Source organism: Nesterenkonia aerolata (assembly GCF_031470965.1).
Lineage (GTDB): Bacteria > Actinomycetota > Actinomycetes > Actinomycetales > Micrococcaceae > Nesterenkonia > Nesterenkonia aerolata.
Window position 1 is genome coordinate 139,008 of the sequence record NZ_JAVKGR010000004.1, and the last position, 19,656, is coordinate 158,663.

General features: G+C 67.4%; 15 protein-coding genes. 9 read left to right on the forward strand and 6 right to left on the reverse strand.

What is annotated here, in order from left to right:
- Nucleotides 1-42: 42 nt before the first annotated feature.
- Nucleotides 43-849: an alpha/beta fold hydrolase gene (locus RIL96_RS05675; protein WP_310548045.1), complete on the reverse strand. Its 807-nt coding sequence runs from the start codon at nucleotides 847-849 to the stop codon at nucleotides 43-45.
- A gap of 183 nt (nucleotides 850-1,032) precedes the next feature.
- Here RIL96_RS05675 and RIL96_RS05680 point away from each other — a divergent pair, with 183 nt between their 5' ends.
- Nucleotides 1,033-1,572, forward strand: a complete 540-nt coding sequence (locus RIL96_RS05680; RefSeq protein WP_310548046.1) for a hypothetical protein — start codon at nucleotides 1,033-1,035, stop codon at nucleotides 1,570-1,572.
- On the opposite strand, the gene RIL96_RS05685 is transcribed toward RIL96_RS05680, so the two are convergent.
- Both RIL96_RS05685 and RIL96_RS05690 read right to left on the reverse strand, forming a co-directional pair.
- On the reverse strand, nucleotides 1,562-2,530 hold the full coding sequence (locus RIL96_RS05685; RefSeq protein WP_310548047.1) for an NAD-dependent epimerase/dehydratase family protein: 969 nt from the start codon (nucleotides 2,528-2,530) through the stop codon (nucleotides 1,562-1,564). The genes RIL96_RS05680 and RIL96_RS05685 overlap by 11 nt on opposite strands.
- Nucleotides 2,531-2,598: 68 nt before the next feature.
- Complete coding sequence (locus RIL96_RS05690; protein ID WP_310548048.1) at nucleotides 2,599-3,552, reverse strand: aminotransferase class IV; 954 nt, start codon at nucleotides 3,550-3,552, stop codon at nucleotides 2,599-2,601.
- A gap of 119 nt (nucleotides 3,553-3,671) precedes the next feature.
- Between RIL96_RS05690 and cls the strand changes: the two genes are divergently transcribed.
- A complete protein-coding gene (gene cls, locus RIL96_RS05695; protein ID WP_310548049.1) occupies nucleotides 3,672-5,165 on the forward strand; it encodes a cardiolipin synthase in 1,494 nt (497 codons plus the stop codon).
- A gap of 223 nt (nucleotides 5,166-5,388) precedes the next feature.
- Here cls and RIL96_RS05700 read toward each other — a convergent pair whose 3' ends face one another.
- On the reverse strand, nucleotides 5,389-5,592 hold the full coding sequence (locus RIL96_RS05700; RefSeq protein WP_310548050.1) for a hypothetical protein: 204 nt from the start codon (nucleotides 5,590-5,592) through the stop codon (nucleotides 5,389-5,391).
- Nucleotides 5,593-5,728: 136 nt separating this feature from the next.
- Here RIL96_RS05700 and RIL96_RS05705 point away from each other — a divergent pair, with 136 nt between their 5' ends.
- The 5 genes from RIL96_RS05705 (at nucleotide 5,729) to RIL96_RS05725 (ending at nucleotide 11,265) form a co-directional block, all read left to right on the forward strand.
- A complete protein-coding gene (locus tag RIL96_RS05705; protein WP_310548051.1) occupies nucleotides 5,729-6,331 on the forward strand; it encodes a TetR/AcrR family transcriptional regulator in 603 nt (200 codons plus the stop codon).
- Between the two features lie 142 nt (nucleotides 6,332-6,473).
- Nucleotides 6,474-8,990: an MMPL family transporter gene (locus tag RIL96_RS05710; RefSeq protein ID WP_310548052.1), complete on the forward strand. Its 2,517-nt coding sequence runs from the start codon at nucleotides 6,474-6,476 to the stop codon at nucleotides 8,988-8,990.
- 209 nt (nucleotides 8,991-9,199) lie between these two features.
- Complete coding sequence (locus tag RIL96_RS05715) at nucleotides 9,200-9,559, forward strand: GntR family transcriptional regulator (protein WP_310548092.1); 360 nt, start codon at nucleotides 9,200-9,202, stop codon at nucleotides 9,557-9,559.
- A 51-nt stretch (nucleotides 9,560-9,610) separates the two neighbouring features.
- Nucleotides 9,611-10,507, forward strand: a complete 897-nt coding sequence (locus tag RIL96_RS05720; RefSeq protein ID WP_310548053.1) for an ABC transporter ATP-binding protein — start codon at nucleotides 9,611-9,613, stop codon at nucleotides 10,505-10,507.
- On the forward strand, nucleotides 10,504-11,265 hold the full coding sequence (locus RIL96_RS05725) for a hypothetical protein (RefSeq protein ID WP_310548054.1): 762 nt from the start codon (nucleotides 10,504-10,506) through the stop codon (nucleotides 11,263-11,265). Before RIL96_RS05720 ends, RIL96_RS05725 begins: the two co-directional genes overlap by 4 nt.
- A gap of 75 nt (nucleotides 11,266-11,340) precedes the next feature.
- Here the strand turns inward: RIL96_RS05725 and RIL96_RS05730 are convergent, their stop codons facing one another.
- Nucleotides 11,341-12,177, reverse strand: coding sequence for an HAD-IIA family hydrolase (locus RIL96_RS05730; RefSeq protein WP_310548055.1), 837 nt, complete (start codon nucleotides 12,175-12,177; stop codon nucleotides 11,341-11,343).
- Between the two features lie 351 nt (nucleotides 12,178-12,528).
- Nucleotides 12,529-12,933 carry an Hsp15 family ribosome-associated heat shock protein gene (locus RIL96_RS05735; protein WP_310548056.1) on the reverse strand — a complete coding sequence of 135 codons (405 nt, stop codon included), beginning with the start codon at nucleotides 12,931-12,933 and terminating at the stop codon, nucleotides 12,529-12,531.
- Nucleotides 12,934-13,500: 567 nt separating this feature from the next.
- On the opposite strand from RIL96_RS05735, the gene RIL96_RS05740 reads away from it, so the two are divergent.
- Nucleotides 13,501-16,881 carry an SH3 domain-containing protein gene (locus RIL96_RS05740; protein WP_310548057.1) on the forward strand — a complete coding sequence of 1,127 codons (3,381 nt, stop codon included), beginning with the start codon at nucleotides 13,501-13,503 and terminating at the stop codon, nucleotides 16,879-16,881.
- A 366-nt stretch (nucleotides 16,882-17,247) separates the two neighbouring features.
- The gene (locus RIL96_RS13325) at nucleotides 17,248-19,614 is read left to right on the forward strand and encodes a transglycosylase family protein (protein WP_374761854.1); all 2,367 of its coding nucleotides are present in this window, start codon (nucleotides 17,248-17,250) and stop codon (nucleotides 19,612-19,614) included.
- Nucleotides 19,615-19,656 lie beyond the last annotated feature (42 nt).

The following is a 19,656-nucleotide window of genomic DNA, read 5'->3' on the forward strand; positions in this document are numbered from 1 at the left end:
ATTGGGAGGGGATCTCCGAAAGAGTTCGGATAAACGCAGGAGTCAGGTGGGAAGTGAGGTGAGGAAGGACTCGACGGCCTGGTTGAAGCTCTCGTCGACGTCCTGAGGCAGGGCGAAACCGCCGCCCAACTCCAAGGCGACGAACCCGTGGAGGATCGCGCGGAGACGGCGGATCACATGGACCTCGGCGTCGGCATCGAGCGCATACCCGCGCAGGGTGGCGGCGATGACCCGCACCAGCTGATCGGAGACCTCGACGTCGGCCTCGGAGCTGGGGTTCGCGGCGGTCAGCGTGTAGGGATAGGCCCCGGGATTCCGCAGCGCCCATTCCCGGTAGGCGACGGAGAGTCGGTGTACGGCGTCGTCCCCAGATCGACCAGTCACGGTGTCAGTGAGGACCCCGAGCAGCTCCCGTTTGGCGACGACGCTGACAGCGATGCGCAGATCCTCGGCTTCCCTGTGGCTGGTACGCGTCGTCTGGGAGAAAGCGCTGGCGTATTCCGGACGCCGCAGGGAGGCCCGCACTGCGGTACGGTGCGCCTCGAAGTCTCCCGGTCGGTGTCCGGTGAGCACCAACGCGCGGACCAGCTCCGGTCGGCGCGCGGCCACGATGACTGCGGCCGCCGCGGACATGGAGGAGTCGATGAGCACGGCGGGGGTGCCGATCTCTTCCACCAGCGTGATGAGATCTTCGGCAGTGGCTTCATCGCCGTACTCGGCGAAGCTCGCATCGCTGTCACCGTGCCCGCGCAGCTCGGCAGTGATGGTCTCGTATTCGGCCTCGACGAGGCCGGGGATCAGGTTGCGGAACGTTCTGCGCAGATCACCCATACCGGGGGAGAGGAGCACTGGATCCCCGGCGCCGGTGCGTGAATAGGACGTCGCCGTCGGGTTGATTCAGCCGCAGGGTGGGGATGAACAGAGCGTCGCTGGTCATAAAGCTATGCTGCGAAGCTATTTGGCTAATGACAATAGCTGACGGGCGGGGGCCTCGTGACGAACAGGGCCCCGTTCTGTGCCAGAGTTGAGAACATGCTGCGCAAGGAGGCCTACACCGACAGCGACGGGACCCTCGTCTACCCCTCGGTCGCCTCAAGACCGCAGCCCGAGATCCAGCTCGGCCCCGTGGACCGGCTGCTCGGGCCGGTCAGCACCGCGCTGATGATCGCCGCCGTCGCGGGGTTCATCGGGGTCGCGCGGCAGGCCGGCGGCGAGGTGCCGGTGCACTTCGGTGTCGACGGCGAAGCCACCCGCACCGGAGGGATCTGGACCGAAGGGACGATCACGTTCTTGCTCGTGGGCCTCGTCTGGGCTGGGTTGCTCGTCCTCGCCCGCTATCCGAGGGTCTACAACTATCCGCACATGCTCACCGAGCACAATGTGCAGGCGCAGTACCGCAACGGGGTGCAGATGGTGCTGCGGAATGCTGCGGCCCTGCCGCTGATCCTCCTCGACCTGGTGCTCGTCTGGGGCGCGGTATTCCCCACGGTGATCCTCACGCCGCTCGCCGTCGTCGTCCTGCTGCTCGTCACCGCCGTCGGCGTGGTCCGCGCGTTCCGGCTCACCGGCTGAGCAGCGCCCGTTCCTTCGCATCGCTGAGGCCCGCCCCCTGCGGTCCGCCGCGCGATTCCTCGAAAGCCAGCGCATCCTGCAACGTCTGTGACAGCGGGCTGCGCACCAACCCGGCCTCGAGGGCCCGGCTGGAATCAGCTGTGGCGCCCCACCGCAGCTCCGGCATCGGGAGCCACAGCGGGAGGCTGTCCGGTCCCATCCACGGGGAGACACCTTCCTCGAGCAGGGCCGAGGCTGAGACAGGTTCGATGCCGGCCGAACTGCCGGATGCTCGGCGCGCCAGCTCCAGCAGCTCACCCAGCGAGGTCGTCTCTCCCGCGGCATTGAACACCCCGCCGACCCCCTTCTCCAGGCAGTGCAGAATCCACGCCGCGAGATCGTCGACGTCGAGCAGCGCGATCGGAAAATCCAGGTCTCCGGGGACGACGACCTTCTCGCCCACCGGATGGGCGAACCTCCAGGGGTAGTACCCGCTTCGCCCCGTGCGATCATCCGCACCTGAAATCAGCCCGGGCCGGATCACCGTGGCAAGCTTCCCATGAGCGCGGGCAACGGCCGTTTCACAAGCCACCTTGGCGGCACCGTACTGACTCATATCGGTGAACTGATCAGCTGCTAAGGGCGCCCATGCCTCGGCGGACTCCTGACGATCCGGGACGTCACTGTGACGGTAGACGCTGACGGAGGAGAGGTAGACGACGTGCGCTGTGTTGATGGCAGCCAGTGCCTCGCGCACCTGGCCCGGCTGTGACGAGAGCTCGACGACGGCGTCCCACCGCTCCGCCGAGACCTCGTCATAGGCGCGGGGCTGATCGCGGTCAGCCCGGACGAACCGCACGCCGTGCGGGGCAGGGCTCGTGCCCCGGGCCAGGCAGGTGACAGCGTGACCCCGCTCGTGGGCTGTGCGTGCGATGGCGGCACCGAGCTGACCGGTGCCGCCGAAGATGAGGATGCGCATGAGACCAGCATCTCCCGTCTCGGAGCAGCTGAGAAGTGCGCACTGCTCTCACCTGGTGATCCGGCTCCTCACTCCCCGGGATGATTGACCGGCAGATCCTCGGCCAGGAAGCCGCGCAGCGCCTCGGTGATCTCGTCGTCGACGCGCAGCTGCGTCTCATCCACCCGCCACACCGGCACCACTCCGCGCACTGAGGCGGCGAGGAACACGTGATCGGCGTCGAGCAGCTGCTGCGGAGTCAGCGGGCCATAGCCCAGCTCCCAGCCGGCACGCGAGGCCGCCGCGAAGATCGCACCCTGAGTGGTGCCCGGCAGCACGCCAGCCTCCAGCAAAGGCGTCACCAGCTGCGGGGTCTGCCCCTCACGGTGGTTCACCAGCAGCACCGTCGAGTTCGGGCCCTCCAACAGCTGCCCGTCAGAGGTGTGGAAGATGACGTCGTCGTGGCCGTGGGCCTTGGCCCAGCGCTGCGAGGCCATGTTGATCGCGTAGCTCAGCGTCTTCGCACCCAGCAGCAGCCACGGGGCACGCTCGGCGACGTCGGCGTCGACCCCGCGGTCCAGCAGCGTCACGCTGAACTGCGTGGACTGATCGGCCTTCGCCCATGCCGGTGCCGGGGAGAGCAGCACCCAGTAGGTGCCCGCATACTCCGGGTCCTCCGAGGCCGGTTCCCCGTCCACCCCGCGGGTGGCGGTCAGCCGCACCATCAGCTCCTCCGGCACACCTCCGCGGGCCCGGTATTCCTCCAGTCCGCGTTCGACGGCGGCCCGCCACGCCGACTCCGGCGGGATGCCCAGCTCCATCATCCGCGCCGAACGGCGCAGCCGCTCCAGATGGGCGTCGTATTTGCGCACATGCCCGTCGAGCACGTGCATCGTCTCGAAGATCCCGTCCCCGCGGACCACGCCCAAGTCCGTCACCCGCAGCTGCGGCTGATGCGGGTCGAAGATCATGCCCTCGGGGTGCTCAGCATCGAGCCTTACGCCGACGGCGGCCACATTGTCCTCACGGAAGTGCTCTGCCATACCCACAGCATAGTCCTCACCTCAGACACCCGCCCGCTGAGACGGCCGTCCCGGCGAGTACTATGGATAACCCGGCTCTGGGCGCTTCACCCAGCCGGACCCAGGAGGTGAGTCGAGGCGTGCTCTGGCCGCTGAGCGGTTTCAGCATCGATACTCTGCCTGAGTGGCTGATCTGGATCGTGCTCGTCGTCGAAGTCGGTGTGCGTATCGCCGTGCTCGGCATCATCCCCGGCAACCGCCGTCCCGCCACCGCGATGGCGTGGCTGCTGGCCATCTTCTTCATCCCGGCGATTGCGCTACCGCTGTTCCTGCTGATCGGGACCAATAAGCTCTCCCGACGGCGGCAGGACCGTCAACGCGTCATCAACGAGGCGCTGCTGAAGGCCACCAGTCACATGGACCTCACTGACCACCTGCTGGCCTGCGGTGAACAGCTGCGCGGCACCATCACACTGAACCGTAACCTCGGCGCCTTCCCCATCCACGAGGGCAACCACCTGCGTCTGCTCGGCGAATACGAGGACGCCTTCGAATGGATGGTCGAGGCCATCGACTCCGCGCAAGAGTACGTGCACGTGCTCTTCTACATCATGGGCGATGACCCGCACTACGCAGGCCCGGTGTTCGACGCGATGGAGCGTGCCGCCGACCGCGGGGTCACCGTCCGGCTGCTCTATGACCACATGGGCACGATGCGCGTGAAGGGGTACCGGCGGCTCCGGCGTCGGCTGAAGGCCTCGCGGATCCAGCACCATGCGGTGCTGCCGGTGCGCCCGCTGAAGCGCCGGTTCTCCCGGCTGGATCTGCGCAACCACCGCAAGATCGTCGTCGTCGACGGCGAACGGGCGCTGACCGGCTCCACCAACCTCATCGAACCGCATTATCACCGGCCCTCGGCAGTGCGCTCAGGCAGGCGCTGGGTGGAACTCAACGTGGTGGCCTCCGGGCCGGTGGTCACTGGGCTGGACATCGTCTTCGCCTCCGATTGGTACACCGAGACGGAGGAGAACATCGCCGAGCGACTGGGGATCGACCTGCAGGAGGACGAGGACGCCCGCGGCGGATCTCTGGTGCAGGTGGTGCCCTCGGGCCCGGGGTTCCCGGATGAGAACAACCTGCGCCTGTTCAACGATCTGCTCTACAACGCGGTCCACCGGGTGGTGATATGCACGCCGTACCTGGTGCCGGATGATTCCCTCCTCTACGCGGTCACCGGTGCCGCGCACCGCGGGGTGGAGGTCACCCTGCTGGTCTCCGAACGGGCGGACCAGGCGGTGGTCCACCATGCCCAGCAGTCCTACTACGAGGGGCTGCTGGAGGCCGGGGTGCGGATCCACCGGTACCCGGCGCCCGATGTGCTGCACGCGAAGTTCATGCTGATCGATCAGGACACGATGGTCATCGGCTCCTCGAACATGGATATGCGCTCGTTCAGCCTGAACCTGGAGGTCACGCTGCTGATCATCGACGCGGCGATGGTGGAACAGACCGATGCGGTGCTCGCGCAGTACATGGAGGTCTCCCGGCCGTTGACCCTGGAGCAGTGGCGCCAGCGTCCGCTGCGGGTCCGCTACCTGGACAATGTCTGCCGGCTCACGGCCGGGTTGCAGTAGCCGGGTCCCGGCCTGCCCGTCCCACTCCACTCCCTCCCCATCGAGGGAGAGAAACTCGTGCCGGATTTCGGCGTGTCGGCACCAGATTCTCTCCCTCGATCAGGGGTGATGGCGGGCAACTCATCGGGGGAGAGAAATTGGTGTCCCATACCGGCGAGTTGCAGTAAATTTTGCTCCCTCGATGAGGGGTGGCTGGCGTGGCAGGCCTCTAGGGTCGGCGGGGTCAGCGCCGGTACTTGGAGTGCCGGCGGAGGTGTCCGAGCCCGTCGGCCACCATCCAGCCGCCGACGCCCAGCTGGACCACTGACACCCAGGCCCAGCCGATCTCGAACCAGAGGAAATAGATTCCAGTGGCTGCGATGAGCAACCCCGCGATCAGAGTGAGCCAGGAGGCCCGGCGGGGCTGGACGGTGATCTCTTCGGCCATAGCTCCAGCCTACGACGCCGGGTCGATCCCTGCCGTCGGCTCCGGCCCCGCCCTGACCCCGACGGCCGCCCCCGACCCCGCCCTCGACGCCCAGCACGACTCCAGCGCACCTGCCCGGACCCCGTACGATGGCGACGTGACCCCCACTCGCCCCGCTCCCGCCCGCGGTCGCCCGCGCAGCACGACCTCCCACCAGGCTGTGCTGCAGGCCGTGGCGCATCTGATCGACGTCGAGCAGCTCGGCTTCGAGCAGCTCACCATCGAAGGCATCGCCGCCCAGGCCGGAGTCGGCAAGCAGACCATCTACCGGTGGTGGCCGGATAAGGCCGCCATCGTCATGGAGGCGATCCAGGCGGGCAAGCTCGCGCTGGACATCGGAGAGGTGCCGGACACCGGCGACCTCACCGCGGATCTGCGGATGTGGATGCGTCAGGCTCGTCAGCGGGTGTTCACCGAGAAGAACATGGCCCTGGCCCGCAGCCTGATCGTCGCGCTGGTCGCCTCGGGGGTGACGGTGGAGGAGTATGTGCCCGGCGGCAGCATCCAGGAGGGCTCCCAGCTGGCGCAGCGGCTGGAGTCGGAGGAGCGTGCCGGCAGGCTGCGTGAAGGGATCGACGTCGAGGCGGCGGCCTTCGCTCTGCTGGATCCGGTGGTCATGAAGATGATCGCCGGGCAGGTGCCGGAGCCGAACTGGTTTGATGCGCTGGTCGACGTGATCGTCGATGGTGTGCGCCGCTGAGGTGCCCGTGAGTTCTGCCACACGCGCGGCAGAACAGCCCGCAGAGATTTGCGAGACGTAGAGTTCCATATATCCTGGTGCAGGCGCGGCGAGTCCTCGTCCGCGCGCAGACCGCTCCTACCCCTCTTCCCGGGAGACCTTCATGGCAAAACTCCTCTACCGGCTCGGGCTGCTCAGCGCCCGCCGCGCCAAGACCGTCATCGCCGCATGGTTCGCGATCCTCGCCGTCGCGGTGACCTCCTTCCTGGCCTTCGGTGGGCAGCTGAGCAACCAGATCTCCCTGCCTGACCTGGAGACCACTGAGGTCGCCGATCGGATGTCCGAGGAGATCGAAGACGGCTCCGGCGGCAGCGCCCAGGCGGTCATCCGCACTGACGACGGCGAAGCCTTCACCGATGAGCAGCGCGACCAGCTCGCCGAGCTCTTCGAGGAGGTTGAGGCCGAAGACGTTGTCACCTCGGTGACCGATCCCTTCGACGCGGCTGAGGAGATGGACTCCAACCGTGCCGAGCTCGAGGACGGCCAGCAGGAGCTCGAAGACGGCAGGCAGCAGCTGGAGTCCGGTCAGGAGGAGATCGAGGCTAACCAGGAGGAGCTCGACTCCGGTCAGGAGCAGCTCGACGCCGCCATCGAAGAGGCTCAGGATGCCGGCATGTACGAGGCCGCTCAGGAGCAGTTCGACGAGCAGCAGGCCGAGATCGACGAAGGCCAGGAGCAGCTCGACGAGGCCCGGACTGAGCTGGAGGAGAACCGGGAGGAGCTGGAGTCCGGCGAGGCTGAGCTGACCCGCGGCGAGCAGATGCTCGACCTCTCCGATGGGCTGGGCACGGTCTCCGAGGACGGCGACGTCGCCGTGCTCACCGTCAACTTCCCCGAGTCCGTGCAGGGCGTGGACATGGACGAGCTCTCGGTGATCTCCGAGATGCTCGCCGACGCCGACATCGACGGTGTCGAGATCCTGCCTTCCCAGGAGCTCGCCTTCGAGACCCCGGCGCTGTTCTCCAAGGCCGAGGCCATCGGCCTGATCGTGGCCGCGATCGTGCTGATCGTCATGCTCGGCACCTTCATCGGCGCGGGCCTGCCGCTGCTCAATGCGCTGGTCGGCGTCGGCGTCGGTGTGGCCGGTGCCCTCTCGCTCTCCGGCGCGGTGGAGATGATGTCGGTGACCCCCATCCTGGGGCTCATGCTCGGCCTCGCCGTCGGCATCGACTTCGCCCTGTTCATCCTGCACCGGCACCGACGGCAGCTGAAGGAGGGCATGGACGTCGTCGACTCGATCGCCCTGGCCAACGGCACCGCCGGCAATGCGGTGATCTTCGCCGGGGTGACGGTCATCATCGCGCTGCTGGCGCTCAACGTCACCGGGGTCGGGTTCCTCGCGCTGATGGGCTCGGTGGCCGCGTTCTGCGTGTTCATCGCCGCACTGATGGCGGTCACCATGACTCCGGCGACGATGTCGCTGGTGGGACTGCGGATCCTGTCGAAGAAGGAGCGCGCGCAGGTCGGCCACGTCTCGGCCAACGGCATCACCGAGGGGATGAAGACTCCCCGGCAGGTGGTCATCGCCTTGGCGGCGGTGGCCGCGCTGGTCACCCTGGCGCTGCCGGTGTTCTCGCTGCGCCTCGGGCTGCCCGATGCCTCGGTGGAGGCGGAGGACTCGGCGCCGTACCAGGCCTATGAGCAGATCGAGGAGTCCTTCGGGGCGGGGATGAACGCTCCGCTGCTGGTGCTCGCCGATCTGCCCCAGGGTTTGGGGGAGGACGAGGCCGCTGAAGAGCAGATCGCTGTGGCCCAGGAGCTGCTGGACCTCGAGGACGTCGAGGCGGCGGTGCCCACCGGCACCAGCGCTGATGACACGGTGGCATCCTTCGCGGTGATCCCCACTGACGGGCCGGCCTCCGAGCCCACTGAGGAACTGGTGCATCAGCTGCGCGACGGCGACGTCCTGGCGGGGACTGAGGTCTCCGACGTCGAGATCTCGGTGGCCGGTGCTGCGGCGGCGAACATCGACATCTCCGATGTGATCGCCGATGCGCTGCCGCTGTACCTGGGGCTCGTCGTCGGGCTGTCCCTGCTGCTGATGGTGATGGTGTTCCGTTCGCTGCTGCTGCCGCTGGTGGCGACGCTCGGCTTCGTCGGCTCCTTCGCCGCGGCGATGGGCGCGGTGGTGGCCGTGTACCAGTGGGGGTGGTTGGCTGATCTCTTCGGGGTCAGCGGCACCGGCCCGATCCTCACCTTCCTGCCGATCATCGCCGTGGGTATCCTCTTCGGCCTGGGCATGGATTATCAGCTGTTCACCGCCACCGGGATGCGTGAGGCTTACGCTCACGGGGCGAAGCCGCGGGTTGCGGTCCGCAAGGGCCTGCTGGCCGGGCGCGCGGTGGTCACCGCGGCCGCGCTGATCATGACCTCAGTGTTCGCCGGGTTCATCTTCACCGATGACGTGATGGTGACCTCCATCGGTTTCGCTCTGGCGCTGGGTGTGCTGCTGGATGCCTTCGTGGTGCGGCTGCTGCTGGTGCCGGCGGTGCTGCACCTGCTGGGTCCGGCGGCGTGGTGGCTGCCGAAGTGGCTGGATCGGATCATCCCCGACGTCGACGTCGAGGGTGCGGCGCTTGAGGCTGAGGTGACGAAGCGTTCGGAGGGTGCGGGGATCTAACTCCCACCTTCACCACATCGAGTCCCCGATTCCTGCAGCAGTTCAGGCCGTTTTCGGCCCGACACGCGGCAGGAATCGGGGACTCGATGTGTCTGGGGATCGTCCTCGTTGACACTGACTCCGTTCCATGGTTCATTAGTAGAGTAATGAACCAACGGGGTAGGGAAGTCCAGTAGGCTGATCGCGTTCCACAGGTGGATCGAGGAGGACTGATGGACGAAGGCCGCGCACTGTTCGTGCAGATCGCCGAGCAGATCGAAGCCTCAGTGCTGGACGGCACTCTGGCCGAGGGCGAGCGCGCGCCGTCGACCAATGAGCTCTCCGCATTCCACCGGATCAACCCGGCCACCGCGGCCAAGGGCATCAACCTGCTGGTGGACCGCGGCATCCTGGTCAAGCGCCGAGGCCTCGGCATGTTCGTCGCCGAGGGTGCCCGCGAGGTGCTGCGGCAAGACCGACGGCGCGAGTTCGCCGATCGCTACCTCACCCCGCTGCTCACCGAAGCCCGCGCCGTCGGGCTGACGACCGAAGCCGTCGTCGAGATGATCCGCACTCAGCCTGATCCCTGAACCACTGGAAGCACTGACAGGGGCCCGGCTGGGCGCAGAGGGAGGAACACTATGTATGCCGCCGTCGAGGTGCGGGACCTGACCCGCAGATACGGTGACGCACTGGCCCTGGACCATGTGTCACTGAGCCTGGAGTGCGATGTCATCCACGGGCTGCTGGGCCGCAACGGAGCCGGGAAGACCACGCTGATGTCGCTGATGACCGCCCAGGACTGGCCGAGTTCCGGAGATGTGGAGGTCTTCGGACAGCGACCGCATGAGAACGAGAGCGTGCTGCCGCGGATCTGTTTCGTCCGCGAGGACCAGCGCTATATCGACGACGCCCTGGCCTCCCACGCCTTCCGCGCCGCGGCGCAGGCGTTCCCGCGCTGGGACCAGGCGGTGGCCGATCAGCTGATGGCCGAGTTCCGGGTGCCGGAGAAGACGCGGATCAAGAAGATGTCCAAAGGGCAGCGCTCGGCGGTGGGAGTGATCATCGGCATCGCCTCGCGGGCTGAGATCACCTTCTTCGACGAACCGTATATGGGACTCGACGCCGTGGCCCGCCAGCTGTTCTATGACCGGCTGCTCGAGGACTACGCCGAGCATCCGCGCACTATCGTGCTCTCCTCCCACCTGATCGATGAGATCGCGCACCTGGTGGAGAACGTCATCGTCATCGACGGCGGGCGGATCCTGGTGGACGAGTCCGCCGAGGACCTGCGCGGCCGGGCGGTGACATTGGTGGGCCGGGCCGATGCGGTGGCGGAGATCGTCGGTCAGCGCGAAGTGCTGCACCGCGAATCGTTAGGCCGGATGGTGCGGACCACTGTGCTCGGCAGCCTGGATGACACGGAGCAGCGCCGCATCGCCGAGCTCGATGTGGACGTGGTGCCGGTCTCGCTGCAGCAGCTGGTGGTCCGGATGACCTCGCGAGAGCACGTACAGGATGAAAAGGGGCAGTCATGACCACGACGGCATCGACATCAACTATCGGCACCCGAGACGAGGCGAGCCTGCGCTCGCGCATTCCGGCCGCGTTCCGACTGCAGTTCACCGTCCCCAGTCAGCTGATCTGGGTGCCGCTGATCGTCTTCGGCGCCTCATGGGTCATCAGCTTCGGTATCGGCTTCTGGATCAATCAGATCACGGAGGCAGAGTACGGCGTGGCGGACTCGGTGACCGGAGCCAGCCAGGCGACCATCTGGACATTGGGTTTCCTGGCGGCCTATGTCTCCTCACACACCTTCCCCTTTGCGTTGGCGCTGAGCTACAGCCGACGGGTGTTCATGATCGGCGTCTCCCTGGCCTTCGCCGCCGTCAGCGCCTGCTTCGGCCTCGGTGCCGCCCTCGCAGCCTGGCTGGAGGAGGCGACCGACGGATTCGGCGTCGGCGCCTATACCTTCGCCATGCCGTTGCTGATCGATGACGGCCTCGTCGCCCTGGGTCTCTTCGCCGCTGCTCTGGCCTTCGCCGTCATGCAGTTCGGCTTCTTCTGGGCCAGCCTGTACCGCCGTCTGAGGCTGATACAGCTGTGGGCGGTGATCATCGCGATGGTGCTGGTCCTGGCCGTGGCGGCCATGATGATCACCACCTACGACGGCTGGGCAGCGGTCGGCCGGTGGTTCCTCCAGCAGCACATCGCCGGACTCGCCGGATGGCTGGGACTGCTGAGCCTGCTCGGCGTGGGGGCGAACTACGCGGTGATCCGCCGGTCCACAGCGTGAGCTCGGCCGGTGCGGTGGGGCCGCCCGGGTGCCTGCTCAGGCGCCGCTGTCAGGCACGGCCGTCAGGCGCATTCGTCACGCACCGCCGCGGGAGTCGAGGGGATCCTCGTCGTCGCCGTTGAGCGGTTCGTCGAGCAGCTCGTGGACCCCGTCGATGATCCGGTTCGGGCGGAACGGATAGTCGGCGATGTCCGCACGCGAGGACACCCCGGACATCACCAGCACCGTGTGCATACCAGCCTCCATGCCGGCGATGATGTCGGTGTCCATGCGGTCGCCGATCATCGCGGTGTGCATCGAGTGGGCGCCCAAGCGGTTGAGTGCGGAGCGGAACATCATCGGGTTCGGCTTGCCCACCACATAGGGCTTGCGGCCGGTGGCCTTGGTGATCAGTGAGGTGATCGCTCCGGTGGCCGGCAGCACGCCCTCGGGGGAGGGGCCGGTGGCGTCCGGGTTGGTGGAGATGAACCGGGCGCCGTCGCGGATCAGCCGGACTGCGCGGGTGATGGCCTCGAAGCTGTAGTTCCGTGTCTCACCGACCACCACGTAGTCCGGATCCACCTCGGACATGATGAAGCCGGCCTCATGCAGTGCGGTGGTGAGTCCGGCCTCGCCCACCACGAAGCAGGTGCCTCGAGTGTTGGCGTGCGGGTCCACCTGATTGGCGAGGAACTTCGCTGTGGCCAGTGCGGAGGTCCAGATCCGCTCCTCGGGGACGACCAGACCGGAGTTGCGCAGGCGGGCGGCGAGATCCCGGGCCGTATAGATCGAGTTGTTGGTCAGCACCAGGTAGGGAAGATCCGCCCGGCGCCACTGTTCCAGCAGCTCAGCGGCGCCGGGGAGCGGCTCCTGCTCGCGGACGAGCACGCCGTCCATATCGGTCAGCCAGCATTCGATCGACTCAGCGCTCATGTCCCCAGTCTAGTGGTGGGGTGTCGGCAGTCCTATGGGGGTGGGGCACCGGTGCGCTCGCTTCGGCTATGACTGTGGTTCGGGCTGCGATATATGGCCAGCACGGCGCATATCTGTAGCTGAGTGTGGAGGCCTGCCAAGGAGAGAGCCCCCGGGAACCTGGCCTGCGTGAGGGGAACGCATCAGATCGGCCAGCCCGGGGGCTCTCGTATCACTCGCACCTTGATGAGGTAGTCACTACTCTACGAGTCGATGTTTGGGGCAAGCCCTGTAGAGGCTGACAGTTCCCTGTGAGTTTCTGGCCGCCGGTGCGCAGGCAGCACGGTTCACCGGATGCGCTCGCCGGCATGTTCAGTCTGTCCGGCCGAGGTCACGCCGCAGTGCATCGAGCTGACGCCGTTCCTTCTTGGTCGGCCGCCCGGCGCCGCGCGGGCGCACCGGCAGTCCGAGATCCCGGGGACGTTCCCGGGGAGGGGAGTGGTCCCGGTAAGCGGTACGAGCTACGGGTGGACCCACGCGCTTGGAGTGGGTATGCACCACTTCGAGGACGATCTCATGACCGGGCCTGCGGATGCGGATCACGGTGCCGGGAGTGATCTTCACCGAAGCCTTCACCGGGTCTCCGTCGATCGTGATGTGCCCGGCCCGGCAGGCCTGTGTGGCGGAGGAGCGTGTCTTGAACTGCCGCACCGACCACAGCCAGGCATCGATCCGGACCGGCTTGATGGGGCCCTCCGAAGATGGCGGAGAAGTCATCGCCCCAGTCTAAAATGCCGGAGTCCACGAGGTGCCCGGACGGTCCGCGGACAGCAGCAGACCCCGTATCGACGACGTGAGGGGGACGTCTGCAATGTCGATACGGGGTCTGCTTGTATCACTCGCACCTTGAAGAGGCACTCTCTACTGTAAGCCTCCATCGTGAAGGATCAATGGGTAGAGCCTGGGAGTTCTCTGAATTTGTGGGGACGGGCGGGTGAACGCGAGTCATCGCAGGTCAGCGGGCCGGAAGGCCGCATGAATTCACCGCAGGTTCACCACCAGGCCTTCACGAAACCTGAGCGTCGTCTATACTCAGGCTGACAGCGTCGCCCGCGCGTGCGTGCCTCCACCGGCCGCGACACGGACAGCGCCTTCCCCGTCACCCCCGCTATGCCGCGAGACTCCTCACGGCGCAGCACCCTGCCCTGGCTCCGTCCGTCACGGACGGTGATCCCGCCTGTCCCACGCCGGATCACTACCTCGGCAGCACTGCGCCGCACCCTGGAGCCCCGCACCCAGCAGACGCCCTCACCTTCGAGAGCGTCCCCGTGAGGAAGGCGCCCCGTGCCCAAGAAGCTCTCCGCCGCCGTCGTCGGCACCCTGATCGTCGGGCTGTCTCTGCCCCTGAACGCTCCCGCCGCCACAGCCGCCGTGGTCCAGGCCGCGCCATCGTCGGTCGCTCTGCCGGGCGGGGCACAGGCTGGCCTGGCGCCGATGGTGGCCCCTGCCACCACGTTCCATGATCCGCTGCCTGCCGGCGTCTACCGTTACACCTCCGAGCACGGCGCCCGATGCATCCCCATCCGCGGCTCCTCCACCACCCACCCGGGACAGGACCTCGGCGCCTCCGAGGGCACTCCCATCCGCGCCATCGCCGCCGGCAAAGTGGTCCGCACCTTCAGCGGCACCGCCTCCCAGGCCGGGTACGTGGTCATCGAACACAGCATCAACGGCCGGACCATGCACAGCGCGTATGTGCACATGTGGAACGCCAACAGCCACGTGCGGATCGGCCAGACCGTACGCGGCGGGCAGACCATCGCGCTGGTCGGCAACTCCGGACCCTCGACGGCCCCGCACCTGCACCTGGAGATCTGGGACGGCGCCTGGCTGCGTGGCACCTCGGTCAAGCCCACCACCTGGCTGGCCGCCCGCGGCGTGGACCTCAAAGGCAAAGCCGCCAGCGTCCTGAACATCACCCGTCCCAGCACCTGCAGCTACTACGCCTTCAACGCCACCAGCCTGTACTCCCAGGCGAACACCACCTCGCCGGTGCTCGCGCAGCTGGCCGCGGGCACGCCGATGGTCGGTTTCCCCGGGGCGATGACCAACAGCATGGTGCAGGTCCGCGCCGGCGGACTCCTGGGCTGGGTGCCGCACTTGAGCGTCACCCCCAGCCGCCCCAACGGGTACCCGGGGCGGGTGACTCCGGTCGCGCCGACGACGACCACCTCCGCCTCCGGCACCTACCGCGCCACCACTCAGCTCAACGCGCGCTCCGGGCCCGGAACCTCCCACGGAGTGGTCACCACTCTGCGCAGCGGCCAGCAGATCGCAGTGACCGGGCGCAGCTCGAACGGGTGGTTCCGGTTCACCAGCGGCGGGCGCACGGTCTGGGCCAGCGGGGCGTACCTCGAGGCAGTGGTCTCGAACGTCACCTCGGCCTCGGGGACCTATGAAGCCACCGGCAGGGTGAATATCCGGACCGGGCCGGGGACGAGCCATGCGCGGGTGGGCCAGCTCAACCGGGGCGAGACGGTTCGAGTGACGGGGCGCAGCGGCAACTGGTTCCGTGCGACCCGCAACGGCAGCACAGTGTGGATCCACGCAAACTATCTGCGCGTCGCAGTGGCGAACGTCGTCTCTGTCTCGGGAACGTACGAGGCCACCGGCCGGGTGAATATCCGGACCGGGCCGGGCACCAGCCATGCGCGGGTGGGCTCGCTCTCCCGCGGGGACCGGATCACCGTGACCGGACGCAGCGGCAGCTGGCTGCGGGGAACCCGCAACGGGCAGACCGTGTGGGTCTCGGGCAGCTACGTGCGTGCGGTGGTCGCCGACGTCGCGCGGGCCGGTGGGACCTATGAGGCCACGGGTCGGGTGAATATCCGGACCGGCCCGGGAACGGGCCATGCGCGGGTGGGGTCGCTCTCCCGTGGGGATCGGGTGACGGTGACCGGCCGCAGCGGCAGCTGGTTCCGGGCGACACGCAACGGCCGCACCGTGTGGATCCACGGCAATTATCTGCGCGCCGCAGTGGCCAACGTCGCCTCCGCCTCGGGGACGTATGAGGCGACGGGTCGGGTGAATATCCGCACTGGGCCGGGCACCAGCCATGCGCGGGTCGGGTCGCTGTCTCGTGGGGATCGGGTGACGGTGACCGGTCGCAGCGGCACCTGGTACCGGGCTACTTACCAGGGCAGCACCGTGTGGATCTCCGGGTCCTATCTGCGCCAGGCCGCCGCTGAGCGGACCGCCGGGACCACCACCTGGGTGAATATGCGTGCCGGGGCGGGGATGAGCCATGCGGTCTCGCAGACCGTGGCACCGCAGACCGTGGTGCGGATCATCAGCGGGCCGCAGCAGGGCTGGTACCGCGTCTCGGTCAACGGGCGCACCGGCCGGATATACGGCACCTACCTGAACTTCCAGGCCGGTGGGCAGGTGATGCATCACGAGATGGAGAACCTGGAACCCACGGAGCTGGTGGCGCGGCGTGACACCGTGTTGCGTGCCGAGCGCCGAGAAAGCGCTGAGATGATCGACCGGATCGCAGCGGGCGAGACCATGATCGCGACGTCCCTGGTGGAGGGCTGGTATTTCGTGTCCTTCGACGGGGCCGGAGGATGGGTCCGGGTTGAGGATGTGGAGGCTGCGCCGGAGCGTGATGAGGCGGATCTGACGGAGGAAGCTGCCGAGCAGTCGGTGGAGGAAGCCGTGGACCAGGCCGCCGACGAGGGTGCAGATGAGGCCGTAGATGATGCCGTCGAAGAGGTTGAGGAGGCCGCTGACGAAGCGGAACCGGAGCGTCCTGGTGTGGCGATCGACGCGATGCCCGATGAGGACCTCATGCAGGAGGTCCCGGCCGAGGACGATGACGAGGAGCCTGTTGAGGAGTCGAGCCCGTCCCCGAGTCCTATGGAAGAGGAAACTGAGGAGTCGAGTGAGGAACTGATCGACGAGCCGGCTGAGGACGTGACCTCGGAGCCGGTGTCCGAGTCGACTCCGGAAGGTGCTGAATCGGAGAGTGCTGAGCCGGACGAAGCTGCGCCGGAGGATGAGGCTGCTGAGGAGCTGAGCGACGAGCCCAGCACGGAGGAATCCAGCACGGAGGAGCCGGCCGACGACTCCTCTCCTGAGGACAGCGCTGAGGACGGCGCCGATGACAGTGCCGAGGACGGTGTCGAAGACGGCTCCGAAGACAGCGCCGATGACAGCACTGAGGACAGTGCTGAGCGGGAGGATGAGCCTGAGGCTCCGGTGCGTGCGGCGTCGTCGTTCCCTCTGCGTACTGACCCTGGTGGTATCACTTACCGCACGGTCTGGGATGAGCTGGCGCGTTGTGAGTCCGACGGCGACTGGTCAGCAGCACCCGTTGAGGGCCGTTCCGGTGGACTCGGCCTGACCCAGCAGGATTGGCAGCGAGTCGGTGGCACCGGCGCGCCGCATGAGGCGAGCCGACACGAACAGATCGCCCGGGCCTATGCGCTCTGGCAGCTGGAGGGCTGGGAACCCTGGAACTCCTGCATCGACGAGTTCGGCGTGACTGGAGACCCCGGCGGAATCCAGGGCTACGATCCTGACGAGGAGGCCGCCGATGAGGACGAGGCCGAGGAGTCTGAGGACAGCACGGAGACTGGGGCGGACACCGGTGAGGAGCCGGGTGAGGCTGCCTCAGATCCCGCTCTGACCCCTACCCCGGATGCCGCGGGAGACGACTCCTGATCTGAGGCGACACGACATCCTCACAGGCTGTGGGGCCTCCCCTGACGTTCGTGGAGGGGAGGCCCCACGGCTTTTCGCAGCCTTCAAGCAAGGGTTGAAAGTTTTGAGAATTCCTCTTGCCGTTCGTCATCTTTTCGTGATTACAGTTGTCTCGGCTCAGCAGAATGTCCGAATGCGCTTCCCATCGTCGCAGGCGGGCGTGCACCCTGCGGGCTGATAATCCGACCGACCGGAGTGAGTGGTCGGCGTCCCGCGCAGTCGGCCTTGGGGCATGGCTCGTCATGCCGTGGTGCGGCACTGTGCAGGGCGCTGCGGCTCGCTGCGGAAGATTGAGGGGACGGTCCCGTCCTCCAGTGAGGAAACGCAGTGTCTCAGAAACTTCCCCCTGCGGTCGCCGGCACACTCGCCGTCGGCCTGACCCTGCCCCTGACCCCCGCCGCCTGGGCGGCCGATGCTCCGCATACCGAGCGGCCCGCTGCCGGCGGGTCGGATGTGGAACGCGCCGCCGTCACCACCGATGTCTTCGACGGCCTTGACCTGACCGTGGGCGCTGCCGGTGTCGTCGTCGCATCCGCGAACGCCGACACGGCGTCAACAGCCGCGACCGCCGCGGCGTCAGACGCCTCCGCGACCACCGCGGGGTCAGACGCCTCTGCAACCGCTGCCGTCTCTGCGGAGACCCGTGCCCTGCATCAGGCCACTGAGTGGCTCAACGTCCGGACCGGCGCCGGTGTCCAGCACAGCATCGACCACGTGCTCACTCCTGGCGAAGACTTCGCCTTATCGGCCTCCCAGGGTGCCTGGGTGGCCTTTGAGTCCGCCGGCGAGACCCACTGGGTCAACGGCTACTATCTGCAGCCCACCGATGCTGACCGCCGAACCGCGAGTGTGAGCGAGGAGGTGTGGCTCAACCACCGTGCCGGACAGGGCGTGCAGAACGAGGTGCTTCAGGTCCTGAACCCGGGGCAGTCCGTGCAGGTCCACGTGGAAGGGGTCGACGGCTGGTACCTCGTCTCCGCCGGTGAGCACACCGGGTGGGTCAACGGTGCCTACCTGTCCTTCGGTGCGGCGGGCGGGGCCGATGCGGCAGATGCTGCGCAGCAGCAGGCGCCGGAGCCCCCCGTGGCCGATGACGAACCGGAGTCCGAGGGTGCTGACGTTGAGGCGACCGAGGGTGACGCCTCCGCGCCGACGGAAGAAACTGATCAGGTTGCTGCGCCCACCCCGAGTGAATCTCCTGAGACCGTTGACGCTGACGAGGACTCCTCCCCGGCGTCCGAGGCAGATGAGGCTCCAGAAGCCGAGGAATCTGCCGAGGATGCAGGGTTTGACGACGAGCAGGAGGCAGACCAGGAGACAGAGCAGGAGGCTGTCGGGACGGAGTCCGAGGAAGCCGCCGACGAGACTGTTCAGGAGCCGACGCCGGAGCCCACCCCGACGCCCGAGTCCACCCCTGGCGCCGATGCCGCTGACCACGCGACGGAAGAGTCAAGTGAAGAGGTCACAGCGTCGAGCGAAGAGGCCACTGAGGAGGCCACCGCAGAGGTGCCGGACACTCCTTCTCCGACGGCCGAGGCTTCCGACGAAGAGACGGAAGAGACTGCGGACGAGGCAGCGGAGCCCGAGGAAGCAGAGCAGTCAGAGGAGGAGACGGAGCAGCCTGACACCACCGAGGCGTCATCTGCTGAGGCCACCGAAGAAGCCACTGCTGAGGCCAATGATGCTCCCTCCCCGGAACCGGAGCCCACAGAATCTGTGGCTTCCACTTCGAGCGAGTCTCCCTCAACGACTGTTGAAGAGGACAGCGAGCCCACAGAGAACGCTGATACGGAGGCCGACGCCCCGGTCAGCCGTGCGGCACCGCAGCAGCAGTCCGCCCCGTCGGCTGCGCCGACGCCAAGTCCCACTCCGACACAGGGCCCGACACAGACACCGACACAGACCCCGGAGCCCACTCCGAGCCCGACGCCCACACCCACCCCTGCGCCGTCGACACCGGCTCCCACGTCCACGCCGACTCCTTCACAGACCTCGACCCCGAGTCAGACCCCGTCTTCGGCCTCCACCCCCACATCAAACCCGACTCCTGAACCAAGCCCGACCTCCACGCCGACCCCGACACCCACCCCCACTCGAACTCCGAGCGAGTCTCCCTCGCCGAGCCCCACTCCCAGCCAGTCGTCGCCGGCGACCAGCGGCTACAGCTCCGACTGGGACCGGCTCGCACAATGCGAGTCCACCGGGAACTGGAGCATCAACACGGGCAACGGGTACTACGGGGGTCTGCAGTTCAGCCTCCAGTCCTGGCAGGCTGTCGGTGGCAGCGGCTACCCTCACCAGGCCTCGAAGGCCGAGCAGATCAACCGCGCCTATGAGTTGTGGAAGCTCCAGGGCTGGGGCGCCTGGCCGTCCTGCTCCGCGCAGCTCGGACTCTCCGGAGATCCGGGGGGCGCCTCCGGTTCCACTACGGCGGCCTCCTCGGCGACTGCGGTGAGCACTGTCTCGAGCACTGTCTCGGCGATCAGCTCAGCACCGCGCCTGTGGAATGCTGCGCTCTCCGTCCCGCTGCGCGGCGAACCCTCAAGCGGCGCAGAGAAGCTGGCGCAGATCCCCCGTGGTGTGGACCTCGCCGAGGTTGCTGACCGCGGCTCCTGGGTTCAGGTCCGGTTCTCAGCACTCAGCGGCACTACGCTGCTCGGCTGGGTCAGTACGGACTTCGTCTCGCCCGCCTGATCGGGGTCTCACCTGCCTCAGCTACAGATGTGCGCCGGGCTG

What these genes read in the sequence shown, in the direction of transcription:
- RIL96_RS05680 (WP_310548046.1), top strand. Translation starts at nt 1,033, where the DNA reads ATGCTGCGCAAGGAGGCCTACACCGACAGCGACGGGACCCTCGTCTAC.
- RIL96_RS05685 (WP_310548047.1), bottom strand. Translation starts at nt 2,530, where the DNA reads ATGCGCATCCTCATCTTCGGCGGCACCGGTCAGCTCGGTGCCGCCATC.
- RIL96_RS05690 (WP_310548048.1), bottom strand. Translation starts at nt 3,552, where the DNA reads ATGGCAGAGCACTTCCGTGAGGACAATGTGGCCGCCGTCGGCGTAAGG.
- RIL96_RS05700 (WP_310548050.1), bottom strand. Translation starts at nt 5,592, where the DNA reads ATGGCCGAAGAGATCACCGTCCAGCCCCGCCGGGCCTCCTGGCTCACT.
- RIL96_RS05710 (WP_310548052.1), top strand. Translation starts at nt 6,474, where the DNA reads ATGGCAAAACTCCTCTACCGGCTCGGGCTGCTCAGCGCCCGCCGCGCC.
- RIL96_RS05720 (WP_310548053.1), top strand. Translation starts at nt 9,611, where the DNA reads ATGTATGCCGCCGTCGAGGTGCGGGACCTGACCCGCAGATACGGTGAC.
- RIL96_RS05725 (WP_310548054.1), top strand. Translation starts at nt 10,504, where the DNA reads ATGACCACGACGGCATCGACATCAACTATCGGCACCCGAGACGAGGCG.
- RIL96_RS05730 (WP_310548055.1), bottom strand. Translation starts at nt 12,177, where the DNA reads ATGAGCGCTGAGTCGATCGAATGCTGGCTGACCGATATGGACGGCGTG.
- RIL96_RS05735 (WP_310548056.1), bottom strand. Translation starts at nt 12,933, where the DNA reads ATGACTTCTCCGCCATCTTCGGAGGGCCCCATCAAGCCGGTCCGGATC.